This window comes from Hyalangium gracile (assembly GCF_020103725.1).
GTDB classification, from domain to species: domain Bacteria; phylum Myxococcota; class Myxococcia; order Myxococcales; family Myxococcaceae; genus Hyalangium; species Hyalangium gracile.
In genome coordinates this window covers 65,912-79,503 of sequence record NZ_JAHXBG010000034.1, presented here as the reverse complement: position 1 = coordinate 79,503, position 13,592 = coordinate 65,912, and the positions used below count along the sequence as shown (strand labels likewise).

The window sequence follows — 13,592 nt, the reverse complement described above, 5'->3', positions numbered from 1 at the left end:
ACGATGGTCTCTCCCTGAAGTCTCGAGAATCTGCCTGGCGGAGCCGGCCTGCATGGCCGGGCCTTGCGCGGCAGCCGGAAAAAAAACGCGCACGCGGCGATTTGTTACCTGCGCCCTCTTCCAGCGACTTCACTCAGAGTGGGAGACCTTGCCATCCATGCAAATCAGGCATAGACGGACAGACTTGCCCCTTCATGAGGAGCCCCATGAACTCCATCACCCGCCGTCTCGGCCTCGGGCTGCTGTTGCTCGGTGCTGCTGTCCCCGCGTCCGCGCAGCAGGTCGCGCCCCCCAACATCCACTTCCTGATGGACACCTCCGGCTCGATGAGGGAGCTGCCGCAGGTCAAGAAGGGCCTGCACAGCGCCTTCTTCAATGAGACGACGAACGGGTGCGTCAACCCATCGCTGGACCTGACGCAGGCGCTGGGTAACTGGAACCCGGCCACGGTGTACCCGGTGCCGGATAGTGGCACGGGCCTGGGCTCGGACACGGGGTTCCCCAACCTGTTCAAGGACGACAAGTTCTACGCGTACATGTACTGGGGCGACAGCAGCGAGCCCACCTGGCAGTGGGACTCGAAGGAGCAGTCCTGTCAGTCGCAGGTTGCCAACTGGAACACCACGGGCGCCACTGAATACAACCGGTGCCTCACCTGCCTGAGCACCAAGGGCTACTACAAGGTCCCCGGCGCCTATGGGAGTGACTCACCTCCCATGAACAGCCTCGACTTCATCTTCTGGGGCCGGTTCCTCAACTTCAACCCGCCCAAGTACGTCTCCGCCAAGGCCGCGCTCAAGAAGAGCATCAAGTACCTGCAGAACACGCGGGCGGGGCTCACCATCTTCTCCACCAATTCCTATGGCTCCGAGCTGCTCATGCCGCACGCCCCTGCGTGCTCGGTCATCCTGGGCAACCCGACCGCGTTCGACAACGCCGTACGCGGAGCGCTCATCAACGAGGTGAATGCGATGAGCTTCTCCACGAGCACTCCGCTGGCGAAGTCGCTGCTCAACGTGGGCTACTACTTCTCCTCGGACAACAGCGTGTACCAGAGCACGTTCGGCTTCGGCTCGAGCTACAGCTATCCGTACGAATTCAAGAACACCTCGCTCACCTCGGACCACCGCAGCGTCTGCTGGGGCTGCCAGACGAACGCGGTCATCATCGTCACCGACGGTGAGCCCACCAGTGACAGCCTCTCCAGCACCCTCGCGAGCCGGATTCGAACGGTGAATGGAGGCCCCACGTACTGCCCGAGCTCCGCGCCGTGTGGCGCGGGCACGGCGGCCACCCGCGACATCGGCACCAACATCGCCCTGGTCACGGACGACAATCCCAACTACTACCTGGATGACGTGGCGAAGATGCTCCACCAGCGGGATCTGCAGGTCAGCACGCCTGAGCAGGTCGGTGACTTCAACACCGCTGGCGAGCAGAGCCTGCTCATCTATACGGTGGGCTTCACCATCAACAGCAACCTGCTGAGCAACACCGCGGCGGTGGGTGGCGGCCAGTACTACACGGCCGATACCGCGGTCGCGCTTCAGCAGGCGCTGGAGAACATCTTCGCGGACGTGCAGTGGCGCGCCACGTCCTGCACCTACACTCCGCCTCCCGCCCCGTAGCCAGGCGCACGCGGCGGCGGAGACGGCAGAGGCGCATGCGCGCGGCCCCTTGGGAGAGCAGGCCCGAGGCCAAACGTCTCCTGCACGACTCCACGGGCTTTCTTGATGGCCGCTTGGGACACGCGCTGGAATCCTCCAGCGCGTCAGCGTCTGCCTCGTGCCCGCTCCGAAAGGAAGAAGTGCATGCAACCCGGCCAGCTCCTGGGACGCTTGTTACTGCGGTTCGACTCGAACGCAGCCGATGTGCCCGAGGATCTCTCGGCCGCGGTGCACGGCCCGGATGGCAAGCTCTGGGTGGCCGCCGACGAGGCCGGAATGATCGAGCGCCTCACTCCCTCCGAGCCGCGTGTCTATGGCGACCACAAGCGCTTCCACGTGGGGGACTTCATCGGCGCGGTGGACAAGGACGCCGAGATCGACATCGAGGCGCTGGACGCGCACTCGGACTACCTCTGGCTCGTGGGCAGTCACAGCGCGAAGCGCAAGAAGCCCAAGGGGCAGGCCGTGGAGAAGGATCTGGAGCGCCTGGCCACCGTGGAGCATGCGCCCCAGCGCTTCGTGTTCGCCCGCATCCCCTTCGTGAATGGCGAGCTCGCCGCCGAGCTGAAGGAGGACGGCTCGAAGAAGCGCCCCAGGGCAGCGGCCAGCGTGAAGCCCGTCGAGATGGAGGCACGCGGCAAGCGAGGCTCCGCGGGAGGCAAGGCGAAGAACCACCGCGCACGGTCCCTGCCGGGGGAGAACCTCCTGGTCGAGCTGCTCCGCCGGGATCCCCACTTCGGTCCCTTCCTCGCGCGGCCGCCGGGAAAAGGCGGGGGTGTGCTCGCCATCCCGAGCAAGGACAACGGCCTGGACATCGAAGGGCTGGTCGTCACGGACACGGACCGGGTGTTCCTCGGGCTGCGAGGCCCCGTGCTGCGAGGCTACGCGGCGCTGCTGGACATGCGCCTGAAGGACGTGGGCAGCGGCCACCTCGAGCCCCGAGTCGGCAAGAAGGGCAGCCGCTTCGCCAAGCACTTCCTCCACCTGGACGGGCTCGGCATCCGCGAGCTGTGCGTGCAGGGGAAGGACCTGCTGGTGCTCGCCGGCCCCACGCTGCCCGTGGAGGCGCCCATCCGCCTCTTCCGGATCCGGAACTTCCTCGACCTCGAGGGCGACAGCGTCATCGACCAGAAGACCGGAGTGCTCGAGCCCCTCTTCGACATCCCCCAGGCGGGGAGCCTCGACCATGCGGAGGGCGTGGCCAACTTCAGCTACTTCGACGAGTCCGACAGCGTCCTGGTCGTCTACGACGATCCCGCCCCTCAGCGCCGCTACGGCCCCTGCGGTGTCTTCGCGGACGTGTTCCGGCTCACCTCGTGAGCCGAGCCGCTGCTGCCCCCACCCCGCTCAGCGGCCCTGCTTCGCCGGTGGCGGCGCGGTCACGGCCGCGAGGATGTACTGGGGCAGGAACTCCTCGCGGAACTTCCGCCAGACCGAGACCTGGTTGTAGTTGCCGCCCGCGAACATCACGGTCAGGTCCAGCTCCGGCACCACCATCACGAGCTGGCCGCCGTTTCCGCCCGCCTCGTACTCCGCATAGACGCGGTCGCCCACCTTCAGCTCCTGGCGCCACCACGTGTAGCCGTACGTCCGCCCCGGCCCCATCGTCACGTGGAAGGCGGTGGAGCGCTCCACCCAGTCCTTGCTGATGACCCGCTTGCCGTTCCACACCCCGCCCTGCAGGTAGAGCTGACCCAGCTTCAGGGCGTCGCGAGGCCGGAGGAAGATGCCGCCGGCCCCGTACAGCTCGCCGGTGGGCGAGAGGTTCAGGTGATAGCGCTGCATCTGCAGCGGCCTGGCCAGCCCGCTGTCGAACAGCTCGGGCAGCCACATGCGCAGGGTGTTGCGGACCACGCCCGCGAGCAGGTTGATCCCCGCGGAGCAGTACACGGGCCTCTCGCCCGGCACCCGCGCCATGGGCAGCCCCAGCGTGTACGCGTACCAGTCGCCCGGCTCGGACTGCATCCGGTCCTCGTTTCCAGGCGAGCTCTCGTCGTCGTCATCGCAGGCGAAGCCCGAGGACATCGTCAGCAGGTGCTCCACCGTGAGCTGCTCCTTGCGCGGATCCGGGTTGGGCAGCGCGCGATACTCCGGGAACAGGGGGTAGACCTTCGAGGCGACCGTGAAGGGGGCTTTCCGATCGAGCGCGAGCCCCACCAGCGCCGAGGTGAACGTCTTGCCCGCCGAGCGCAGATCGTGTGGGCGCTCGCGCTCGAAGCCGTAGAAGTACTCCTCCAGCACCAGCTTGCCGTGCCGCGCGATCAACAGGCCCTGGACGATGGGCGCCGGCGAGGTGCCAGGCTCGACGTCGAGGATGCGCTGGACCAGCGCGGTGATCGGCTTGGGATCCATGCCTACGTCCGTGAGCGACGCGGTGGCCCAGCCATCGTCACCAGCGAGCGGCGCGCGGTAGGCATACGGGCCCGCGGAGGGCGTGCGCGGGTAGAGCCCCACCGCCTGGTCCCGCGTTCGGCGGGTGAACTCGAACGGCCCCAGGAAGGCGATCGTCAACGTCAGCCGGTCGGAGGCCTCGTCATACGTGCCCTCGAACGACATGTCGGGCTGCTTCGTGTTGGCGAAGCGCACGGCCTTGCCCGTCCGCGAGACCTGGAAGGCGAAGCGCGCTCCGAAGTGCCGCTCGGGGTTCCGGAGGAACGCCGTCACGCTCCCGTCCGGCTGCTGCTGCACCACGAAGTACAGCGTGAAGCGATCGTCCCAGGGGGTGACGTCGCCGCTCCAGGCGTCCCTGCCCAGCGCCCGGAAGGTGATGGGCGTGGCATACCGGGTGTCCCCCACCACCGTCTGGGGCTGGATCCAATGGGCGCGAAGGCTTTTTCCGTCCGTGTCCAGCTTCGCGCGCAGCTCGCCCTGGCCTCCCGGAAAGGCGAGTGAGAGCGCGCCCTTCTCCGCCGTCCCGGACACCTCGAAGCCTCCCAGCCGCGCCACCCAGCGGTCACCGCTCCGGGTGAGCAGCAGCGTCCCCCGCACCTCCGGCCCGAAGCGGCGCTCCGCCCCCCAGACGCCAACGAGCCGGGCAGCGGTGCTGGGGGCTGCCGGGCCTGCATCGGTGGCGGAGGGCTGAGCGAAGGCGACGGGAGCAACGAGCAGGGTCAGCAGCACGGCGAGAGAGAAGGCTCTGTGGGTGTTCGTCATCGCGGCCCTTACGTCTCGAAGGAGATGAGCATGGGACGAACCTACCCTAGAATCGCGCCCCCCCCTTCGCATCCTCGCGATGGGGTTTGCCTCGCAGTTCCCAGGAGAAACACCATGAAGAAGACGAAGAGCATCCTGACGATGGCCGCGCTGGCGGTGGGCATGGGTCTCGGCTTTGGTGTGGCGTTCACCCCGGCGCAGGCGGACGCCCAGCAGGGCTTTGCCGAGTGTGTCCGGGACTACCACTGCGACAGCATCAAGGTCTGTGGCGAGCCGAACGCCGCCGTCTGCAGCTTCGGTCGCTGCGTCTGCGTCCGCTAGTCTCCGACTGCCGTGAAGCGCCGCTCGCTCCGCGTTTCAGAGCGGGCGGTGCTCGGCCCCGCCTCGAGAGTGCCCAGGCAGGGGCTCCTCGACGCTCCTCGCCAGGCTCAATCCCGCACGGGGGTCTTCATCCTCGAACCCGATGACGCCGCCCAGGAGAATGAGCGCCACTCCGGTGACGAAGAGCGCGGCACCAAAGAGCATCAGCGTGCGGTGCTGGGCCGAGAATCCCCGCGGGTCCTGTGTCGCGAAGCAGGACTCCGGGGTGTCCTTCGGCGGCTTGAGCCAGACAGTCTCTCCGTCGACCTGAACCTGGCCGATGGCGTGGACGGAGGTGCCCGGCGCGACGATCCGCTCCTGTGCTTCGACGCGCCAGCGCCGCGGGTCTCCGTGAAGTGCCAGCCCCAGCCGCTGGCAGAGCGCTTCCACCTGTGAAGTCGGCCTGCCTCTCGCGCTGAGCCTCGCCACATCCCGCTGCTCGATGAGAAGGAGGTGGGCCGACGAGGCGTTCAGCATCGCCGTCGCACCCGAGCCATCGGCAATGGCCAGCGCCTCCTCGCTGAAGCGGATGTCGTGAGAGCTGTCCGCCGCGCGAGCCCCCTCCGAGCCCATGAACTCGAACAGATCGATCCGCCAGATGGCCGCGGCGCGGCCGCTGATCGGCCCCACGCCTCCCGAGGGGAGCACCTGCCCCACGACTCGGATGACCTTTCCCTCTCTGGCTGCCGCGATCGGTGTCAGCGGGGCCTCCGCCAACCACCGCGCGCGCTGTCTCCAGACGCCGGCCCCATGCACGCAGATGAAGCCGCCCGCCACCGCGATGAGTCCGATGAGGATCAGCAGGAGCATCACCATTCGAGCACCTCTCTCCGCGGGCGGCTCCCGGCGCGCACTCCGCGAGAGGCGGATTGTACTCCCAGCGCCAGGGCACATCAGTCTCGCCCAGGAGGCCCTTCACCAGCGAGGGAAACTGGCCGGGCAGCCGGCTCAGCGAAGCTCGCGGGTGCCCACCTCCTCCGCGAGGCTGCTGCCGCGCCAGCTCTCCCTGGGCTCGGGTGAGAGGTCCATGCCAATGACGTCGCCGCGCTGCTGCGTGCGCAGCCCCCTCACGGCCAGGGCGTCCACGAGCGTGAGCCCCACCGCCGTGAGGGTCCCCGCGAGCCGCCAGGCGATCGGCACCTCCACCCGGCGCAGGGTGACGCCCAGCACGCAGAGGTCGAGCACATCTCCGGCGAGGCGTGCCCACAACCAGGGACGTGGGTCGCGCCGCGTCAGCAGACCCACTCCCTCGAGGACCTCTCGCACGCCATGCGCGCGCACCAGCTCCATGCGGCCCCGAAACCCCAGCCGCTGGCAGAGGCGTTCCGAGAAGGTGAGCTCGGCGAGCCCCAGTCCCACGCTCCACCACCCCAGTCCTCGAGAGAGCCGGTTGGCATCCATGCCATAGACCTCCTCCTTCAAGACTGGGGGTGCTGGAAGGAAACGCCAACGCCCGGCAGCTTCGCTGCCCGGTGAACGGGCTGCCTGGCGCTGGCGATCGCTCGGTGAGCGCGCAGGGGCTAGCGCGCTGAATTCCTGGGGGCCCCCCCCGAGACATCGCGTGCCGCCAGCTCCACGACGAGCTCGTTCCGGGGAACCGTGCCGCGCCGTGCGTGCCGCTCCTCGGCGTAGTGGTAGGTGACGCGGACGCGCCGGGTGCCCGCTGGCAGAGGCACGCGCGCGGGCACGAAGGGCTGAAGGGCCGTGTTCCCCGTCCGCCTCACCTGGAAGGTGCCATCCTCCAGCGCCTGGAGCTCGAACGTCTGCCCGAAGCGCGCCACGGACCGCTCATCGGCCCAGAGCTGGAGGTGACGGAAGACATCCCCCGTCGGAAAGGCGTGCCCCACTCCCTGGGACTCCACCACCGCGACGAGCCGCCCTCCCGTGCTCTCGAGGCGCAGCGACAGCGCGCCACGAAGGAAGGCCAGATCATACGCGCCTCGGAACGCGTGGGACTTGCCGGGCATGTGGCAGTCCTGGCAGGTGCCCTTGCCTCCGCGCGCCGTCCACGCACGCCACTCGCTCCAGGTGGTCTGCATCTTCTCGTCGGTGAGCCGGGACTTGCCGTCCACCACCTCGTGGCCGAGGAACTCGTGGCAGCTCGCGCAGAAGGACGGCTCCGCCAGCCTCGGCTCGGAGCGCAGCGGATGATCGGCCTCCGGGGGCCGGGGGTTCGCCGTCAGCACCACGCCCTGGCGCACATGGCACGTCGAGCAGGTGATGCCCTCATGCGCCAGCGATGCGGCGGGGACCGACGCCAGGGTGCGCTCACGGATCAGCGCCGCGCGCCACCGCAGCGCCGCCCGGGCCTGCTCCTCCAACGGGGCGTGGCAGTACACGCAGCGCGGGTGAGGCTCGGCCGCGAAGCCATCGAGGAACACGCGGTTGTCGAGGCTCCGCCGGTGGCGGGACTGGCTCCACGCCTCGTACACCTCCGTGTGGCACGGCTCGCAGGTCTCCGCCGACACTCCGGGGACGCGGACCGGCTCCATGAAGTGGCCGAAGTCCCACGCAGAGGGCGGCTCGGCGCCTGCCCCGGTCGCGAGCAGGGCCGCCAGGAGCACCTCACGCCTCATGAGCGCGTCTGGGCCTCGAAGGCGGTCTTCGTCAGCTTGATTCCCGAGTCCGCCTCCGGTCCGTCGAAGTCGTACTCGCGGTCATCGAGCTGGGTGGTCTCCAGACGCGACACCTTGCCTCCGGTGTACGTCGGGACGGTCACGTTCACGGTGGTCGCCGTCCCGGCGAGCTCCCTGTCCTCCACGCTCTCCAAGGTCACCAGCCGTGTGAGCTTCCCGCCCTCGAGCAGCGCGATGCCATGCGTGGTGGTGGTGGTCGACGTACGCTCGATGATGATGTGGGTGTAGGTGAAGTACACCTTCTTCACGTCGGTGGTCGAGCCCTCGAGGAGCAGCAGATTCGAGAGCACCTTGCCCTCCTCGTAGCCGCGCTGCGGGTGTTCCTTGATCTTCGGCACCACGTTGCCTCGGCCCTTGGCCTCGAAGAGCGTCGCGTCGTCGAGGTGGAACAGGGGAGCCATGAGCTCGGGGATCGGGAAGTTCTCCGGCATGACGGTGCGCCCCTTGCTGGCGAGGGAGAACCACCTTCCCTCCTTGGGAGGGGCGCTGGAGAGCCTCTGAATCTCCTGGAGCAGGGCCACATCCGTGCTGGCCAGCGAGCCCACGACCTTGCCTGTCTCGATCTGGCCGAGCAGCGGGACGAAGTCCTTCGCGGGCACCCCCTTGTCGGGATAGCCATCCTTGTCCTCGTCGACGAGCCCGGAGTAGCGCTTCGCCACGAGCTCGGTTGCGCCCTCCTTCTCCTCGAAGCTCGTGGCGGCGTAGGGGTAGGTCTTCGGCAGGGAGGCGAAGTACTTCGCGGCCTCCAGGCGCCCCTTCTTCCACTGGAGCATCGCCTCGCGCTTGCCCTTCTCGACGGCGGCGCTGTACGGCACGTCGCTGTCGACGAAGACCTGGACGTCGGACACGCAGGTGTCCTTGTACTTCGCTCCCGGGTGGACGCTGTCGATGGTGAGCACCACCTCGGCCACGGAGCCCGTCACGGGGATGTCGAAGGACTGGCCTCCCAGCTTGCGCTCGAGCGTCACCTGCTTCCGCGCCGACTCGCTGCCCCCCAGTCCGCGCACGGAGATGGTCAGCTGCCTGGGAGCGGCGTTGGCGGCCAGCAGCCCCTGGGACTTCTGGTAGCCGTTGAAGATCACCAGGCGGACCGCGCGCGCCGACTTGAGGTTGGACAGGGGAATGGTGAGCGACTCGCCGATGCCGTCGCCCTCGGCGCCCTCCACCCACGCCGTCTTCGGGTCGTCATCGAGCACATAGCTGGGGTGGTAGTTCTCCTCGTACTTGTTCCAGTTGCTCTTGAGGAAGCTGGTCGCCGAGGCCTGCTCGGCATGCAGGCGCTGGAAGCCCGCGGCGGAGGCCAGGGTGGGAGTGATGAGAGCGAGCAGGACGATCCGCATGCGTGGGCCTTGCCTGTGGAGGGGAGGCCCGCACGCTAGCCACGCCACCTTGGCGGTTCCAAGCGCCGTGTCTCTGCTATAGTCCGTCGGCGGGGCGGCTCTGGGTGTGCTTCCTTCTCAACTCCTACTGGTAGTGCATCCGCTCTCCGCCCCGCCTTTTCCCTCCCTGGAGGCCTCGTGGCTCCGCCCGAGCTCGACGTTCCCGGTGCCGTGAGCGCCACCGCGGCCCTGCTGCTGCGCAAGACGTCTCGCGTCTTCGTCCCCACCTCCCGCGCCGCCAGCACTCCCTCCCTCCGCGGACGCGAGGGCGTGCGCGCGCTCGAGACGGACCTGCTCGCGCTGGGCTACACGCTGTCCGGCCCGCTCCAGGACGCGCTCGCCGCGCTCACCCCGGAGACGCTCGCGCAGGTGGGCCGCTTCGTCTTCGACACGCTCGCGGAGCACCTGGGCAGGAACCGGCCCTTCGTGCCCCTGTTCACGAACTTCCCCCACAGCGTCCCGGAGGACACCCACTCGTTCTACATGCAGCGCGTGCTGGTGTGGCTCTTCCAGGAGGCCGAGCATCCCTGCATCCAGTGTGGGAACGTGACCGCGGTGCAGGCGCTCGACCCGTGCGCCCACGTCGTCTGCCAGAGCTGCTTCGACCCACGCGAGTACGGGGCGTGTCCCATCTGCCACCGGCGCGTGACTGCCGGCCAGCCCTACTTCCAGCCGGTGACCCACCCGTCCACCCAGCGTCTCTATGTGCGCCGCGAGGGACGCATGACGCGGCTGTCGCTCGGCACGGACCTCGAGGCCGCCTCGCGGGAGGTGATGCAGCGGCTGCTCTCGCGCGCCACCGTCCTTCGTCCGGACGAGCTCGACTCGGTGAGCACGTTCGTCTCCCACTTCCGGCTGAAGGTGCTCGGCTGGCTTCCCGCGCGCATCCCCGTGAAGGAGACGATGGCCCACGTCCTCGGCAGCCTGCTGCGGCAGGAGCCCGAGGCCACGGCCGACGTGCTGAGCGGAGCCGCCTCGCATCTGAAGACCGCGACGGACTTCCTCCGCGTGCTCGTCGCATGGGCCGGCGGGAACCCCGACCTGACGGTCCGGGTGCCCCTCGAGAGCCCTCCCCGCCCCATGCGGCGCGCGGTGCTGAAGGCCATGGAGGCGCTCCCGCCGCTGAACCTCACCGAGGACGTGCACCGCTACCCGGGCCTCTGGAAGGCCATGTCGGGGCAGCTCCACGTCTTCGAGCGCTGGCGGCAGCACCCGAACGTCGCGCTCGCCTTCACCACATTGCGCGGCACGGTGCTCGTGCCGGAGACGGACTTCGGGCAGGCAATGCTGGCCCAGGCCCGTGCCCATCCCGACGACTTCCTCTCGCGGCCCGTGGAGGGAGGCGTCACGCTGCGCTTCCGCTCGTGGAGCTCGCGGGTGGAGGAGCTGCTGGGCCGGCGTGACGTGAGCGGGGCGCTGCGGTTGCTGCGGCAGCGCCCGGGGGAGCTGCTGCGCAGGCTGGACCATGTGGCTCGCACGGCGCTCGTCGCGGGCGACGGTGCCTCCCAGGAGCGGGAGCTCGCCGCCAGCCTGGAGGCGGTGGCACCGCGAGCCGCGCCCGCGCTCCTCCTCACCGCCGCCGCGCACCTGCGCCGCCGGAACGCGCCCTTCTCCCGGCGAATCTTCTTCCCCAAGGGGGAGGCCACCCACGCCTGGGGCACCGAGGATCGACGGCCGCTCCTGTCCGGAGACACCATCGGCCAGCTCGTCGGCCCGCTGGAGCGCGAGCTGCTCCGGCGCGCGGAGCGGCTCCCTGCCCTGCCCCAGGCGCTGCTCGACGAGGCGCTCTCCGATCTGCTCGTCCCCCTGGCGGAGAAGACCGCGTCACGCGCGCTCGTGGCGGTGCCGCGCGGCAGCGTGCTGGACCTGCCTCAGGGCGAGCACCTGCGCTTCTTCGTGCACTGGACGGAGCCGAAGCAGCGGCGGGTGGACCTCGATCTGTCGGTGGCGCTCTACGACGCGAAGTGGTGGCTCGTGGACCTGTGTGACTACACGAACCTGCGCCTGGCGGGCGGCGGCGCCGTGCACTCCGGAGACGTCACCTCCGGCCCCGCCCCCATCGGAGGCGCCGAGTTCCTGGACGTGCACACCTCCGCGCTGCTGGCCAGGGGCGTGCGCTACGCGGTGCCGGTGGTCTTCTCCTTCAACAGCGTGCCCTTCGACCGCATGGAGGACGCCTTCGCGGGCTTCATGGTGCGCGACGGAAACGGCGGCCGCCACTTCGACGCGAGCACGGTGGAGCAGCGCTTCGATCTGCAGGGCAGCGCGAAGATCTCCCTGCCGCTCGTCATCGATCTCGAGGCGCGCAAGCTGTGCTGGGTGGATGTGAAGGTACCGACCGACGACCCCTACCACAGCGTGGATGTGTCTCGCGGCGAGCTGGCCCACTTCAGCAAGGACGCGCTGGCCTACTTCGGCACGGGTGCCAGACCGACCCTCTGGGAGCTCGCCTGTCTGCACGCGGCGGCGCGCACCCGAACGGTGCACGTGCGTCGCCGGAATGGACGGGTGGCCGTCCTCACCCGGGCTCCGAACGAGGACGCGGGCCGCTTCCTGCGGCGGCTTCGCCACCTGGAGGACGCCCGGGAGGCGCCGCGCTTGGAGCTGGGCCGTGCGCCCACCTTCTTCGCGGGCCTCTCGGACGAGCCGTCACTGCCCGACGGCAGCGAGGGCTATGCGCTCCGCTTCCGTCACACGGAGGCGGAGCGCGTCCAGCGGCTCGCGGCGGGGGAGCTGGTCTCTGCGCTGCGGCCGTAGAGCCGTCAGCGACGCCGGACCGACTCCCTGCCCCCGGTGTGAGCCGCGCCCACCGCCCCTGCGTCCCCGCCCCCTCCCCCTCCCATGGAGGTGCCCGTGTCGGACCAGAACGTCACCGACTGGTATGCTTGTCATACCAGTTCGCTACAAATCCGGCCGACAGGGGGGCTCCCGCGCCACGGGGAGGTGGGCGCATGACCCACCCCTGAAGGGGTTAGGCTGCGCGGCGGATGAAGCCAGGCGAGCAAGTGCGGCTGATGGAAGAGGTCCTGGAGCAGGACGCCGCCGGCACGCCCGACATGGATGGCGACTGCGCGTCGATTCCAATCGATTGCTACCTGTCCCCCGAGCGCCTGGAGCGTCTACTTCCGGCGCCTGCCGCTCCAGCTCGGCTTCGCCTCCGAGGTTCGTGAGCCGGGGCAGTTCATCACCCACCGCGGCGACGTGCCGCTGCTCTGCGTGCGCGGCGCCGACGGCGTCTGCGGTCGCTTCGAGCACCTCGTGACAAAGGTGCACGCCACCTTCGACGCGGCGCTCGGAAGGTGAATGGGAGGGCTCCCGGGCCGGAGGCTACCACCGCCCCTGGATGCGCTGCATGAAGTCGTAGGGGTAACCCAGCTCCAGGGCGCTCGCCTCGTCCAGCCGCTTCAGCTGCGCGTCATCCAGCTTCAGCTCGGCGGCCCGGAGGTTGTCCTCGAGCTGCTCCACGGTGCGCGCGCCGAAGATGACGGAGGTGACGGCGCGCTTGCGCAGCAGCCACGCCAGGGACACCTGGGAGGGAGACGCCTTCAGCTCCGCGGCCACCGCGTCCACCGCCTCCAGCGTCCGCCAGTTCCGCGGCGTGTCGAACCCCGCCAGCCGGTCCTTCCACTTCGCCAGGCGCGAGGCCTCTGGCGGCGGCTGGCCCTTGCGGTACTTGCCCGACAGGAAGCCACCGGCCAGCGGGGACCACGGCAGGATGCCCAGGCCGAACTGCTCGCAGAGCGGGACGTGCTCCCGCTCCAGCTCGCGGACCACCAGGCTGTACTGGGCCTGCAGCGACACGAAGCGCGACAGGTGCTGGGTCTTGCTGGTCCACAGGCTGTCCACCAGCCGGTAGGCGGCATAGTTGCTGGCGCCGATGTAGAGCACCTTGCCCTGGCGCACCAGATCCTCCAGCGCCCGGAGCGTCTCCTCCTCGGGCGTGTCGATGTCCTGCATGTGCACCTGGTACAGATCGATGCGGTCGGTCTGCAGCCGACGCAGGCTCCCCTCCACGGCGGCCCGGATCTGGTAGCGCGAGGCGCCCGTGTCGTTGGGGCCCTTGCCCATCCGGAAGCGGAACTTGGTGGCCAGCACCACCTCGTCGCGCCGTTTGGACTGGGCGAACCAGCTCCCCACCACCTTCTCCGTCAGCCCGTCGTTGCCGTAGACGTTGGCCGTGTCCCAGAAGTTGATCCCCGCCTCCAGCGCTCGGTCCATGATGGCGAAGGACGTCTTCTGGTCGGCGGCCACCCCGTGCATCATCGAGCCCTCGGTCGGCTCGCCAAACGTCATCGTTCCCAGGCACAGGCTCGACACCTTCAGGCCACTGTGCCCCAGCTTGCGGTACTCCATGATTCCCCTCCGTGTGACGGCATGCGCCGCGAGGCCCTCGGCCT

The 13,592-nt window shown here is 69.2% G+C and carries 11 protein-coding genes; 5 read left to right on the top strand and 6 right to left on the bottom strand.

Annotated elements, in window-relative coordinates; translation table 11 throughout:
* Window positions 1-206 precede the first annotated feature (206 nt).
* Together KY572_RS41785 and KY572_RS41780 are read left to right on the top strand one after the other, a co-directional pair.
* Complete coding sequence (locus KY572_RS41785; protein WP_224249351.1) at window positions 207-1,628, top strand: pilus assembly protein; 1,422 nt, start codon at window positions 207-209, stop codon at window positions 1,626-1,628.
* A gap of 183 nt (window positions 1,629-1,811) precedes the next feature.
* A complete protein-coding gene (locus KY572_RS41780) occupies window positions 1,812-2,987 on the top strand; it encodes a DUF3616 domain-containing protein (RefSeq protein ID WP_224249350.1) in 1,176 nt (391 codons plus the stop codon).
* A 27-nt stretch (window positions 2,988-3,014) separates the two neighbouring features.
* On the opposite strand, the gene KY572_RS41775 is transcribed toward KY572_RS41780, so the two are convergent.
* The gene (locus KY572_RS41775; protein ID WP_224249349.1) at window positions 3,015-4,820 is read right to left on the bottom strand and encodes a serine hydrolase domain-containing protein; all 1,806 of its coding nucleotides are present in this window, start codon (window positions 4,818-4,820) and stop codon (window positions 3,015-3,017) included.
* Between the two features lie 114 nt (window positions 4,821-4,934).
* On the opposite strand from KY572_RS41775, the gene KY572_RS41770 reads away from it, so the two are divergent.
* Complete coding sequence (locus KY572_RS41770) at window positions 4,935-5,141, top strand: hypothetical protein (protein ID WP_224249348.1); 207 nt, start codon at window positions 4,935-4,937, stop codon at window positions 5,139-5,141.
* Window positions 5,142-5,177: 36 nt separating this feature from the next.
* Here the strand turns inward: KY572_RS41770 and KY572_RS41765 are convergent, their stop codons facing one another.
* The 4 genes from KY572_RS41765 to KY572_RS41750 all read right to left on the bottom strand — a co-directional run bounded on the left by KY572_RS41765 (window position 5,178) and on the right by KY572_RS41750 (window position 9,156).
* On the bottom strand, window positions 5,178-5,996 hold the full coding sequence (locus KY572_RS41765) for a hypothetical protein (RefSeq protein WP_224249347.1): 819 nt from the start codon (window positions 5,994-5,996) through the stop codon (window positions 5,178-5,180).
* Window positions 5,997-6,128: 132 nt separating this feature from the next.
* Window positions 6,129-6,581 carry a hypothetical protein gene (locus KY572_RS41760; protein ID WP_224249346.1) on the bottom strand — a complete coding sequence of 151 codons (453 nt, stop codon included), beginning with the start codon at window positions 6,579-6,581 and terminating at the stop codon, window positions 6,129-6,131.
* 119 nt (window positions 6,582-6,700) lie between these two features.
* Window positions 6,701-7,756: a hypothetical protein gene (locus tag KY572_RS41755; RefSeq protein ID WP_224249345.1), complete on the bottom strand. Its 1,056-nt coding sequence runs from the start codon at window positions 7,754-7,756 to the stop codon at window positions 6,701-6,703.
* Window positions 7,753-9,156 carry an NADase-type glycan-binding domain-containing protein gene (locus KY572_RS41750; protein WP_224249344.1) on the bottom strand — a complete coding sequence of 468 codons (1,404 nt, stop codon included), beginning with the start codon at window positions 9,154-9,156 and terminating at the stop codon, window positions 7,753-7,755. Before KY572_RS41750 ends, KY572_RS41755 begins: the two co-directional genes overlap by 4 nt.
* A gap of 177 nt (window positions 9,157-9,333) precedes the next feature.
* On the opposite strand from KY572_RS41750, the gene KY572_RS41745 reads away from it, so the two are divergent.
* Together KY572_RS41745 and KY572_RS41740 are read left to right on the top strand one after the other, a co-directional pair.
* Window positions 9,334-11,952 carry an MXAN_6230/SCO0854 family RING domain-containing protein gene (locus KY572_RS41745; RefSeq protein WP_224249343.1) on the top strand — a complete coding sequence of 873 codons (2,619 nt, stop codon included), beginning with the start codon at window positions 9,334-9,336 and terminating at the stop codon, window positions 11,950-11,952.
* Window positions 11,953-12,255: 303 nt separating this feature from the next.
* Window positions 12,256-12,498 carry a hypothetical protein gene (locus KY572_RS41740; protein WP_224249342.1) on the top strand — a complete coding sequence of 81 codons (243 nt, stop codon included), beginning with the start codon at window positions 12,256-12,258 and terminating at the stop codon, window positions 12,496-12,498.
* Window positions 12,499-12,522: 24 nt separating this feature from the next.
* Here the strand turns inward: KY572_RS41740 and KY572_RS41735 are convergent, their stop codons facing one another.
* Window positions 12,523-13,548, bottom strand: a complete 1,026-nt coding sequence (locus tag KY572_RS41735; RefSeq protein WP_224249341.1) for an aldo/keto reductase — start codon at window positions 13,546-13,548, stop codon at window positions 12,523-12,525.
* Window positions 13,549-13,592: the final 44 nt, after the last annotated feature.